The sequence below is a fragment of the Brevibacillus sp. HB1.4B genome (assembly GCF_013284285.1).
GTDB classification, from domain to species: domain Bacteria; phylum Bacillota; class Bacilli; order Brevibacillales; family Brevibacillaceae; genus Brevibacillus; species Brevibacillus porteri.
In genome coordinates this window covers 302,270-314,203 of record NZ_JABSUT010000002.1, presented here as the reverse complement: position 1 = coordinate 314,203, position 11,934 = coordinate 302,270, and the positions used below count along the sequence as shown (strand labels likewise).

At 49.5% G+C, this 11,934-nt stretch carries 10 protein-coding genes; 5 read left to right on the top strand and 5 right to left on the bottom strand.

The window, feature by feature from the left end:
• Positions 1-367: 367 nt before the first annotated feature.
• The 3 genes from HP398_RS05925 to HP398_RS05915 all read left to right on the top strand — a co-directional run bounded on the left by HP398_RS05925 (position 368) and on the right by HP398_RS05915 (position 4,512).
• Positions 368-649, top strand: a complete 282-nt coding sequence (locus HP398_RS05925) for a hypothetical protein (protein WP_007728325.1) — start codon at positions 368-370, stop codon at positions 647-649.
• Positions 650-968: 319 nt separating this feature from the next.
• Positions 969-2,807 carry an ABC transporter ATP-binding protein gene (locus tag HP398_RS05920; RefSeq protein ID WP_026043154.1) on the top strand — a complete coding sequence of 613 codons (1,839 nt, stop codon included), beginning with the start codon at positions 969-971 and terminating at the stop codon, positions 2,805-2,807.
• A complete protein-coding gene (locus HP398_RS05915) occupies positions 2,776-4,512 on the top strand; it encodes an ABC transporter ATP-binding protein (protein ID WP_173622316.1) in 1,737 nt (578 codons plus the stop codon). The genes HP398_RS05920 and HP398_RS05915 overlap by 32 nt, the downstream gene beginning before the upstream one ends.
• 59 nt (positions 4,513-4,571) lie before the next feature.
• Here the strand turns inward: HP398_RS05915 and HP398_RS05910 are convergent, their stop codons facing one another.
• Positions 4,572-5,888 (bottom strand): MFS transporter, encoded by a 1,317-nt coding sequence (locus tag HP398_RS05910; RefSeq protein WP_017249435.1) that lies wholly within the window; start codon positions 5,886-5,888, stop codon positions 4,572-4,574.
• A gap of 220 nt (positions 5,889-6,108) precedes the next feature.
• On the opposite strand from HP398_RS05910, the gene HP398_RS05905 reads away from it, so the two are divergent.
• Complete coding sequence (locus tag HP398_RS05905; RefSeq protein ID WP_173622125.1) at positions 6,109-7,707, top strand: amidohydrolase; 1,599 nt, start codon at positions 6,109-6,111, stop codon at positions 7,705-7,707.
• Positions 7,708-7,788: 81 nt separating this feature from the next.
• Here the strand turns inward: HP398_RS05905 and HP398_RS05900 are convergent, their stop codons facing one another.
• Both HP398_RS05900 and HP398_RS05895 read right to left on the bottom strand, forming a co-directional pair.
• Positions 7,789-8,268 carry an SRPBCC family protein gene (locus tag HP398_RS05900; RefSeq protein ID WP_173622124.1) on the bottom strand — a complete coding sequence of 160 codons (480 nt, stop codon included), beginning with the start codon at positions 8,266-8,268 and terminating at the stop codon, positions 7,789-7,791.
• A 124-nt stretch (positions 8,269-8,392) separates the two neighbouring features.
• On the bottom strand, positions 8,393-9,289 hold the full coding sequence (locus tag HP398_RS05895; RefSeq protein WP_173622123.1) for a DMT family transporter: 897 nt from the start codon (positions 9,287-9,289) through the stop codon (positions 8,393-8,395).
• 145 nt (positions 9,290-9,434) lie between these two features.
• Between HP398_RS05895 and HP398_RS05890 the strand changes: the two genes are divergently transcribed.
• The gene (locus HP398_RS05890; protein WP_173622122.1) at positions 9,435-10,313 is read left to right on the top strand and encodes a LysR family transcriptional regulator; all 879 of its coding nucleotides are present in this window, start codon (positions 9,435-9,437) and stop codon (positions 10,311-10,313) included.
• A gap of 1 nt (position 10,314) precedes the next feature.
• Here HP398_RS05890 and HP398_RS05885 read toward each other — a convergent pair whose 3' ends face one another.
• Positions 10,315-11,061 (bottom strand): YwaF family protein, encoded by a 747-nt coding sequence (locus HP398_RS05885; protein ID WP_017249430.1) that lies wholly within the window; start codon positions 11,059-11,061, stop codon positions 10,315-10,317.
• A 361-nt stretch (positions 11,062-11,422) separates the two neighbouring features.
• On the bottom strand, positions 11,423-11,932 hold the full coding sequence (locus tag HP398_RS05880) for a Gmad2 immunoglobulin-like domain-containing protein (RefSeq protein ID WP_017249428.1): 510 nt from the start codon (positions 11,930-11,932) through the stop codon (positions 11,423-11,425).
• Positions 11,933-11,934 lie beyond the last annotated feature (2 nt).

Genomic DNA, 11,934 nt, shown 5'->3' with positions numbered 1-11,934 from the left:
ACGCCTCAAGCTTCGGGCAGCTCTGAGGTCCACTGGGTTCCTTTTGCCCGACTGCTGCATGTGAAGCTGGCAACGAATTTCTGAATAAAGGAAAAGTTAGGTACATGATGGGGAGGTGCACAAGAATAACACAGTAAATAGACAAAAATAGGTCTCTTTTTCAAAAGCAAGCTGCAAAAAACAGCGTGCCGCGATGAAACGGTGTGTGCGAAGAAGATGCGAGATTCCTGAAACGAAAAGCGGTCAAAAACAACCGTTTTTCGTGTTTTTTTGGCTTACACGGATTTTGCCAGAAGAGAGGTTTCCCTGTATTGTTAGATTATCTTTTGAAGCATATATTTGACGGATAGAACAAAGGAGATTTAACATGCTAGCACAAGAAATGGGTGTCATATTCACCAAGCACGCCGATCAAATTACTTCCAAACGTTGGGGAGAATTCATGCAACAATTGGAGGAAAAAGGCCTGTACGTGCTCATTGAGACAGACACGATCGGAAGAGTGATGAGTCCATTGGGCGGCTTGATGCCCATGCCGTGTAAAAGTGAGACGCTCCATATTGTGACAGCTGATGAGCTGGAGCAGCGCGGCTTGCCGCTCGGTCACCACATCGTAACGAAAGCGAAAGAAAAAGTAGTCCAACCATAATCGAAAAACCAACGCAACCTTTCCGTGGGAGCTAGCCTCCAAGTGGGAAAGGTTTTTTTGTGTAAAAAACGTCCCCTCTCATCGGGGGATCGAAACATCTCGACGTTTTTCATAAAGCTGGATGCGACCGCTTGCGGTCAAACAAAACGGTTATGACCGTTTTGTTGTTCCTAAATAAAAGAATGCTCCGGCTAGGGGTAAGATCTATCCGGCAATCGGCGGTAGAGGGCAGAAGGTCACATTATGATAAGGAATAGGACAAAAGAAGCAAGCAGGAGAGAGGAGAACAGGAATGACGACAATGGAGAGCAAAGAGGGAATGCAGCCCAAAAAAGGCGTGCGTCGCTTGCTGGAGATTGCGGATGAGAAGCGCGGCTTGCTCGTCGTCTCGGCGATATTGTCTTCCTTGAGCGCAATATGCATGCTGGTGCCTTATGCATCGGTCTACTTTATTTTACGCGAACTGTTAACGCATGCAGCGTCTCCCGCAATGGCGGACGGGGCGTACATGATTCGGTGGGGAGTTATTGCGCTTTCGGGACTCGTGGGAAGTCTGGTCATGATGTATGCAGGCGGGATGGTGTCTCATATCGCTGCGTTTCGCATTTTGTACGGAATGCGAGTCAAATTGGCTGCGCATATCGGCCGTTTGCCGCTTGGCTGGCTCAACGGGACGTCTACCGGTGCAGTCAAAAAAACATTGGAGCAAAATGTGGAAAAGGTCGAGACGTTTGTCGCGCATCAGCTTCCGGATTTGGTGCATGTAGTCGTGACAACGGTGCTCATGATTGGCGTGATGTTTTACTTGAACGTCTGGCTGGCGCTGGCCTGCGTCGTGCCGATCATACTGGGATTGATTGTGCAGATCATTACGTTTTCCGGGACGAAAACAAAAGAAAATATCAAGAGGTACTACGATTCGCTAGAACGGATGAATGGATCTGCCGTCCAGTATGTACGTGGAATGCCGGCGATCAAGGTATTCGGGCAGACGGTTCATTCCTTCCGGCGCTTTTATGCGGATATGATCACCTATCGGGACTATTGCGTCAAGCATACGGATGATTTTCAAAACGGATTTTTGGTGTTCAAGGTGATTCTGAGTTCATTTGCGGCCTTCATTCTCCCAGTAGGGGTGTTCATGCTGAGTAAAGACCCGCAAAATGTTGCGTTTGCGTCTGTTCTGCTCTTTTTCCTCGTAATGGCGCCAGGTGTATCTGCACCGATGTTTAAGCTCTTGTTTTTGACCTCTACCCTGCGTGACATTGGCGAGGGGGTGGAGCGCATGGATCGGATTTTGGCAGAGCAGCCCGTTGCCGAACCGCTTAGCTCCCAGCGTCCGCAGAGCTTTGATGTCGCATTTGAAAACGTCTCTTTTTCTTATGCAGCAGAGGGGAAAACAGGAGGAGAGGCACTTTCTCGCATCTCTTTTTTGGCGAAGCACGGGCAGGTGACAGCTCTGGTCGGACCATCTGGTGCAGGGAAATCTACGGTCGCGAATCTCATTCCGAGATTTTGGGATGTTTCGAAGGGAGCGATTCGCATTGGCCAGGTAGATGTTCGGGGACTTTCTAGTACGGATTTGATGAACACCGTAGCATTCGTCTTTCAGGATACGTTTTTGTTTTACGACACGGTTTACAACAACATTGCGATTGGATTGCCAGACGCAACGCCAGAGGCGGTCTATGCAGCGGCGAAGGCAGCCCAATGCCATGATTTTATTCAAAAGCTCCCGCAAGGCTACGACACCCTGATCGGGGAAGGGGGAGTCTACTTGTCTGGGGGAGAAGAGCAGCGTGTGGCGGTCGCACGGGCGATCCTGAAAAACGCACCGATTCTTGTCCTCGACGAGGCTACTGCCTTTGCTGATCCTGAAAATGAGTATGAGATGCAACTGGCGCTGGCAGAGCTGATGAAGGGCAAAACCGTCATTGTCATCGCGCATCGCCTGTCAACGATTCGGGATGCAGATCAAATTTTGGTGCTGGAAAAAGGGGAACTGATCGAACAAGGCAGGCATCAATCATTGATAGAGGCGAATGGGCTCTACGCCCGGATGTGGAAGGCTTACACCGATGCACAGGACTGGCAAATGGGCGAAGGAAAGGGGAGTGTGGATGCAGATGAGTATGCTGAACAATATCACAGCAGGTAAACCAAGGGCGCTGATCAAACCCGTTATGTACACGACACTTGCCAACCTTGCGCAAATATTGCCGTTTGCCTTGCTCGTGGAGGGTGCCCGCTTGATTTTTGAGCCGTTTGCCCAGCCAGGTGCCCCATTGAACATCGAGCGACTCTGGTGGGTATGCGGATGGATGGTAGTCTCGTTGCTCCTTTTGTTTCTATGCGAAATTCCAGCGTATCGTACACAGTTTCGTGGCGCCTACAGCACGGCTGCAGAAGGGCGAACCAAGCTAGCAGAGCACCTTCGCAAGCTGTCACTCGGTTACTTGAACAAAAGAGACCCAGGGGATTTGGCCAATATGATGATGGGAGATTTTACGATGGTAGAGCACGGGATTTCCCATCTCGTACCGCAAATGTTGGGGGCGATCATCATGCCTGTCATGGCGATCGTAGGTCTTTCTTTCGCGGATTGGCGCATGGCACTGGCCTTGTTTGCTGCGTTTCCCATAGCGATTCTCTTGGTGCTGATGACATCTGGACTACAACGCAGGCTCGGAGCGAGGCATATGCGAGCCAAAATTGACGCCGCCAATCGCTTGCAGGAATATTTGAACGGCATTCGCGTCATCAAGGCGTACAATTTGACTGGCGAACGCTTTGTACGGCTGGAGCAATCGTTTCGCGAATTCATGCGGCAGAGCATACGAATCGAAGGTTTACTGGGACCGATTGTGCTCGCCGCCATTGCTTTTATTCGGGCGGGCCTCACACTCATGGTCATGGTCGGCGTGTATTTGCTCATAGCAGGTAGCATAGATCTGATCACGTTTGTCATGTTTCTGCTGGTTGGGACACGTATCTTTGATCCGTTGACAGCTGCACTCGTCAACTATGCAGAATTCCGTTACCACGAACAGGCGGGGGAGCGGATTGTCCAGTTGCTGTCGGAGCCGATCATGACAGGCGAGCAGCAACCACCTTCGGAAAACGACGTGAAGCTTGCAGGCGTCTCTTTTGGCTATATCGAAAAGAACGTCCTGAACAACGTGAGCATGCATATGCCAGTCGGTTCGTTTACAGCGTTGGTCGGGCCATCCGGCAGTGGAAAAAGCACCGTGATGCGGCTGATTGCCAGATTTTATGACCCGTCGCAAGGCAGTGTTCAGCTGGGCAATCAACCACTTGTCGACATGGACCCGGAGGCACTTCTCTCCCGCGTGTCAATGGTGTTCCAGGACGTGTATTTATTCCAGGACACGATTGCAAACAACATTCGCTTCGGAAAAAGGGATGCGACACAAGCTGAGGTCGAGGAGGCGGCTAAACAAGCGTGCTGCCATGATTTCATCATGCAGCTATCCGATGGCTACGATACGCTCGTAGGGGAAGGGGGAAGCACGCTATCAGGCGGCGAGAAACAGCGCATTTCCATTGCTCGAGCGATCTTGAAAAATGCGCCGATCATTCTCTTAGATGAAGCAACAGCCTCACTCGACCCCGAAAATGAGGCGCAAATTCAGAAAGCGATCGATACGCTTATCGAGGGAAGAACGGTTATTGCCATTGCTCATCGCCTGAAAACCATCCGTAATGCTGACAACATCTACGTGTTGGAAAATGGCACGGTCGTCGAACAGGGACAGCATGATGAGCTTGTGAAGAAAAACGGTTTGTATGCGCGGCTGTGGAAGCTGCAACAAACGACAGGTGGCTGGAGACTATCCTCATAAATCGGTGACAAAACCCGCTAGGCAAGTCAGCCGAAGCGGGTTTTGTCATGGGCGTACGCTTACGTTTCGTTGTCTGCTTTTTTAGTCGCGGGGACGTGACGGAATAGCTTGGTCATGCACGCCCAAGCGATGAGTGGGCCGATTCCGATGCACAGAATCAACCAGTTCAGCGTAAGAGAAGAGACGCTCAAGGAGGTTACCAGCAGAAAGATCAGAATCCCCACCAGCCGACCAACGTCCAGAGCGAACTCTCGGAGCACGACATACTCGACCCGATTGCGTGCGCTCTCTTCGTTCGTGCCAATCAGATCAAAAATCGTGGAGAGCATGGGTACAGAATACAGCGGATAAGCGATGGACACGGCAATCCCGAAAATAAGCAGTGTCGTAAAGCTCACCTGCCAAAAAAATACGAACAGAATCCCCCACATGATGACAGAACCAGTGAGCATTCCCCACTTGCGATAGCGCGGAGCGAACCATTTGGCGATCAAGAAGTAGCTCACAAGCCCGACGGCAGATGTAGTCAACCAGTAGTTGCCGAGAGTCATCTCGCTTCTCGTGGAAATGTAGACGAGTAGACCGATCACAAAACCGAATACACCTTCACGCAGTCCTTGACCAGCTAAAGCGCCTGCCGCCCAGCGCCACTCGGGCTCCTCTCTCAAGCAACGGAAGGAAAAGCTCCAAGAATACGTCCCTTCCGATTGACGTTTTTTCAAAAAAAAGCTGATGAACACGCCGACGACAAATAGCGCAAGCGAGATCCCGAAAATAAGGGAGTAGCCGCTATTGCCCGGGAGCCGCGTAATGAGCAACCCTGATATCCATGGAGCGAGCATGCCGCCAATGGAAGCAAGCAACCCTGCCCAACCGTTGAAAAGGTCGCGGTTATCGGCATTCGTGATTTCGAAGTACACCACATTAAAAGAAAGCCAGAAAAAGCCACTCGCCATACCTTGAACGAGCCCAAGCGGTACGGCATAAGAGACAGCTTTTGGACCCGCCAGAAGAACGAGCAAATAAAAAAGGGCAGAAACCGCCATCCCGGCACGCAGGATATTCATTTTATTCAAATGCTTAACATACCAGCCAGCAAGCCAGAAGGTAAGAGCACCCGCGAGATGGGCGGCGAAAGTAAACCAAGCGATCGGTGCAAACTGACTTTTTACCTTCCACAAATAGACGTTTACAAACGTGCCAGAAAGGGCGCCAGCGGCAATGAATACAGCGTTGACCAGGAGCAGCAGCTTGGCTTGATTGTCCAACCGACCTGATGGCTTTTGATGAGAAGGCTCGTGGCGCGACATTTTCAGACCAGTGGACTCCTGTATTTGAAGGAAGGATGGAAGGCGGTTTTTTGTTTTTTGCTGCATACGTTCCCTCCGCGCAAAAATAGGACATGAACATAACGTGCCCTACCGCTGCTACTTTCAACAGGAAAGTGAGTAAGCACCATGTTTTCCCAAATGAAAAGCGAAGATCGCAATTTTTTGAACGTTATTTTATTTCAGGGAGGAAAACGACTAGCAGCAAACAAATTAAGAGAGGATAGGCATACGAAAATACAGAAGCGAACAGAAAAGAGGTCACGAGATGGCGACAACCATTTTCAGAAATGGACGCATTTACACAGGAGATTCCAAGCATTTGTTCGTACAAGCACTGGTCGTTCGGGATGGAATTGTCCATGACTTGGGCAGCGATGCGGACATGCTTCTTCAATACGGAGGCAGTGATGTAGAAGTCGTTGATTTGCAAGGATGTACAGCTACCCCGGGATTGATTGACAGCCACCTGCACTTGGGATGGCTTGGTCTCACCTTTTTGCAGCTGGATTTGAGCAAAGCTCGGTCCAAGGACGAGATGCTGTTTCTCTTAAAAGAAAAAGCGCAAGCCACACCTGAAAATACGTGGATACAAGGCTACGGCTGGGATGAGAATTTGTTCGCGGATGGGGGCGGCATTCCTACCATTGAAGAGCTTGATCAAGCTGCACCGCATTGCCCGATTCTTCTGGCACGAATATGTGGACATGCGAATCTAGTCAACAGCAAGGCATTGGAGCTATGTGGCTATCATCGTGACATGGAAGTGCCTGCGGGGGGAGTCATTGTACATGATCCTGTGAGCGGAAAGCCAACGGGTATGCTATTAGAAACTGCCTCCAACCTGATTACGAAGCATATTCCAAGACCTGACTACGATCAGTTGAAGCAAAGCCTGCGCAGCTCGATTCGCTATGCAATGGCGCATGGATTGACAGGGGCACATACGGAGGATTTGCGTGAATTGAGCGGACTTGCGCAAACGTATCGGCTCTATGATGAGCTCATCAATGGCGAAGAGCTTGCGCTGCGCAGCAACCTGCTTGTCTTCTATCCGCATATGCATGAGCTGCGCGACTTAAACATGACGGCAGGCTATGGAAACGCTCATGTGCAAATCGGTGCGGTGAAAATTTTTGCAGATGGGGCATTAGGACGCAGGACGGCTTACCTGTCAGCTCCGTACGCTGATGATCCGAGTACCAGCGGTTATCCTGTGCATGAGCAAGACGAGCTGACAGAGCTGGTTCGCCAAGCACGTGAACTGGGGATGCCTATTGCCGTACACACCATTGGCGACAAAGCACTGGAAATGGTGCTGGACAGCTTGGATCAGTTCCCGGCAGTCGCCTATCGAGACCGCCTCATACACACACAAATCTTGCGGCCGGACCTGCTGGACCGCTTGAAGCATCCTCATCGGATCGCAGATATCCAACCGCGTTTTCTTGCAGGAGACTTCCCTTGGGTGATGGATCGTGTTGGGCAGGAGCGGATTCAACACTCGTACATCTGGAAAACGATGATGGAGTACGGAATCATTTGCGCTGCGGGCTCGGATACACCGGTAGAGCCAATCGATCCTCTGTTGGGGATACACGCAGCGGTCACGCGCAAAGCACCAGGGGAAACACACGATGGGTACTTCCCGCAAGAAAAACTGACGATGGAGGAAGCGATTCATCTGTTTACATTGGGCAGTGCACAGGTGACGAACGAAGATCATGTCAAAGGTACGCTGTCTCGTGGAAAATACGCAGATATGACCGTCTATTCCAAAGACCTGTTTACCATCGATCCAGACGAGCTGCTCTCGACAAAGGTCATGATGACCATCATAGGCGGAACAGTTTGCTACACGTCTTGAAAACATAACCAGAAAATCAGAGCAGCGGCTGTCCAGGACAAGAAAGTAAAGTCCTGGATTGCCGCTGTTTTATGGAACGATCTACTTTTCAGACATACTTGCCAGATGCTCTTCAAGACGATCCATGGTCTGTTCGGCACCTGGGACGGCATATGTTTTCACCTTATCGAATACAGCCGCCGTTTCTTCAAAAACGGTGCGATAAGTCAGTTTGGTCTTGCCATCCAGATCCTCAAAGATGGCTGTCGCTAAAAAATGAGGAAACACAGTATGTTTGAAGACGATTCGCTCGAGTTGAACGACCTCGACAAAGACGTTGGTGTTGGGAAAATCAACGCTATCAGGACCGTGCATGATAAACTGCCATGTACCGCCCGGTTTTAGATCAAACTGCTGAGTAGTCGTCGTAAAACCTCGAGGCCCCCACCATTTCGACAGGTTCTCCTCTTTCGTCCAAGCATTAAACACAAGATCACGTGGAGCATCAAATACACGGGTGATCACAATCTCGCATTCACCTGCTTGCGCTGCGATTTTGTTTGTTTCGCTGTTTTGGTTCATGTCCATCCCTCCATACTTAAGTAGCTTCGCCATGAATATACTCATTTTTTCAATCATAACAAATAAATTAGGTTTGGATTTCTTTCGGATTGCTCTCTTGCATAACCCATACGCAAAACCCGGCTCAGGATGAGTGAGTCGGGTTTTTTGTCAGCTGCTTTCCGCGCAGCAAGCTCTTCACATCGATTTCCGCAATCAGCACACTGATCAAAACGAGACCTGCGCCTATGTACCCGCGAACAGACAGTGTTTCGCCTGTAACCAAGAAGGCAAACAGGGCAGCGAAGACTGGCTCCAAGGAAAAAATAACACCTGTGTGCGTGGCGGTCGTATATTTTTGGGCCACCGTTTGAACGACAAAGCCAATTGCACTGCACAATACGCTAAGGGCGAGCACGGCGATCCAAGCCTCTGTCGTCTGCGGTAATGTGGGAGTCTCCAACGCAAAAGAAAAAACAATGCCCAACAGTGCCGTAAAACCAAGCTGATAAATCCCCAACTGGATCGTATCCGATTGAATGGCCCATCGGCCTGTTACGGTAATATGTGTAGCGTAAAAGAGAGCACCAGCGATGCACAGAAGATCTCCTTGGCTGATGCGAAATTCAGCGCTTAGTGTGAGCAGGCCGATACCGATCATGGCCAGTCCAGCGCCGACAAAGACTCTTTTTTCGGGACGGTTTCTCAAAAGAATAGATAAGAGCGGAACAAAGATAACGGTCAAGCTAACGAGAAAGCCTGCCTGGGAAGCTGTCGTTGATTTCACTCCGTTCGTGATGGTGGCAAAAACCCCGAAAAGGAGCGCACCGAGTACGAATGCATGGAGCAATGTTTTTCGATTCGTGCTACGCAAGCGTTTGTGGAACAAGGCAGCTGCGAGTATAAAAGCAATGCCAAAGCGGACACCGATCAGATTGAAAGTCTCCAAATCCTTCAATCCCATTTGCATAAACACATACGAGGTTCCCCAAAACAGGGTGACCAAAATCATAGCCAAATCGGCTTTCACTTGCGGTTTCATGATGGGATAAGCCTCCTTGCCCGGGAAAAAGCGGGTCCTAATCAGTGTTGCGCCATAAACAGTATACGAGTATCGTTTAAATAAGAAAAATGAATGTTTGTGATGATTTTCATGAATCGGATTCATGTAAAGGGGACGAAGAAGGGTGAGTTTGAACAAGTTTGAGGTAGTGATCACCGTTATTGAGTCGGGGAGCTTAACCAAAGCTGGCGAAATACTAGGTCTGACACAATCAGCGATCAGTCATGCGATTGCGAGTCTGGAGCGGGAATTTGGGTTTTCACTTTTGACCAGAGGACGGTCAGGTATTAGCCTCACGAGTAATGGGGAGCGACTGCTTCCCTACATACGCGAGACCTTGCGCTGTCATGAGCGGATGAAACAAGAGGTGTTTGCCATCAATGGGTTGGAGGTCGGGACGGTGAGAATTGGGACGTTTACGAGTGTATCTACGCAATGGCTTCCCGGTATTCTCAAGCGGTTTCAAGATCAATATCCGGCGATCGAGATTAAGCTGATGGAAGGGTATTACGATGGAATTGAGAGCTGGATTCAAACCGGAGAGATTGATTTCGGCTTCGTCTCCTTGCCGACAACAGAGGATTTGGAATGTATTCCTTTGAAAAAGGATCAGATGTATTTGCTGGTGACAGAGGAACACCCGCTCTACAAAGAGGAGCGGGTGCATGTGAGCCGATTGGCCGAAGAGACATTTATCATGCCGAAGACGGGCTGTGACAATGATATACAGCGCTTGCTGGCCCAGTATCAGATCGAGCCGCGAATCAAATATGAAGTAGGAGATGATCATGCGATTATTGCCATGGTGCAAAATGGGCTCGGGATCAGTATCCTTCCGGAAATGATTTTATTCCGCTTGCCTGCAAATATCCGGATGATCCCGCTTGAAGGGGAGCATTACCGTTCGCTGGGGGTGGCAGCAACCTCTTTTTCCAAGCAGTCACCGGCTGCCAAACGCTTCTTGCAATTTGTTACCGAATGGGTAAACGAGCAGCAGGCGTAATTCAGACAGACAAATCGCTCCTGACTTCCTTCGCCAACGGCTGCTTTCGGATAAAGGGCAGGTACAACAAGAAAAACAACGCGAGAGCTACTCCTTCCAACGATACGATGTACCACGGATACGGGCCCAAAAAGTCGATCAGACTGGGATTGTCCGGTTTGCGCGAGACAAATAAGTAATTTCCGCCGGTCCAATGGTTGACGAAAAGTGCGACGAGTAAGAGCAGGTTTAAAAAGCCCATCGTTTTCCCAATCGAACGGACAGTCGGACGGTAGCCTTCTATCCACGTCATGTACAGGCAAGCAAGGACGATTCCCGCGTGGGCTACAAAAAAATGCACAAAGCGAAAATGCGGAAATGGATAAAACAACTCGGGGGTAAGCAGTGCCTGCATGGCTCCGCCAATTCCTGCAAAAAAGGTAATCTCATACAGCCCATAACTTCTCGTCATCAGCATCATGGCAGAAAGGAGGAGGGTCACGCTACACAGCTGCAAGGGCAATGTGTAAGCAGCCGTCCAACTCTCGGTATAAACATGCCAAAGCTGATAACAAACCTCTGACAAGAGCAAGACACCCGCAAGTACGTAACGTGTGGCGAGTCGATTTGTCGGGACTTGGAGCTTTTGCCGAAATAAATAGGTGAACACGACCAGACAAAGCACAAGAATCAAGGTGATAACGTGAGAAGTAGAAAACAGCCGAAACGGCTCCCCTGTCAGAAAAAGTGAAAAATAGGGTGAGGTCATAATGATCTCCTCTTTGTTTATTATTTTTTATATTTGAAAATTCACGAAATTTTAACAGGTAGCTATTTGTCTGATATAAATCTTTGGTTATAATATAAATAGACTACGTTACATCATTGAGAGGAGTTATAGTCTTGAACTTAGTGCTCACGGAAAAACAATGCAAGTCTTGCCAGGTTCGCTTGACCGAGTATGAAATCGAGAACAATGGTGCGCTCTGCATGGAATGCTTCAAGGAAGAAAAAAGCGAGTAAAAGTAACAGCAAGGCATACGGCAACTGACTGTCTACTGCTATCTAATAATAGACCCTTTCAATCAGGCCCTCTCTTTCATAGAGAGGGTCTGATTTTTTTGCAGGCCTTATTCCGGGAGCGGAATGATGAGTTCCATTCTTCGGCTACCGTCTTTCATGCTAGTTTCAAACAAGATCAGTGTCAGTGTGCTGTTCGGCTCCGCTTTTTTCACTTTCAGTGTATGGGTAAAATCTCCCCAATCAGGAGCAGCGGTCGTAGCCTGCACGGAACCTTGCGTCAGCTCGTTATGCCCATCTTCTACGACGTAATTGAGTACTGCTTCGAACACACTCGCCTGTCCTTTGATTTCAAACGTGTCTTGGGCGGTTTTCTTCACAGTGACATTGCGGAAAATGTCATTGGCATAGACAGTCTCTTGTTGAGTTGGTTGTTCCGTTGGTGGCTTCTCAGGCGTTGTAGGTGGTTGCGTGGTTGCGGGTGGCTCAGAAGCAGGTGTCTCGGGCTCGGCTGCAACAGGTGGCTTCTGTTGTTCTGTTGGAGTGGAAGGGCTATCTGTGCCACTCGTGCATCCTTGCAGCAAGCCGATCGTCAACAGCAGCAAAAGCAGTTTTTTCATGG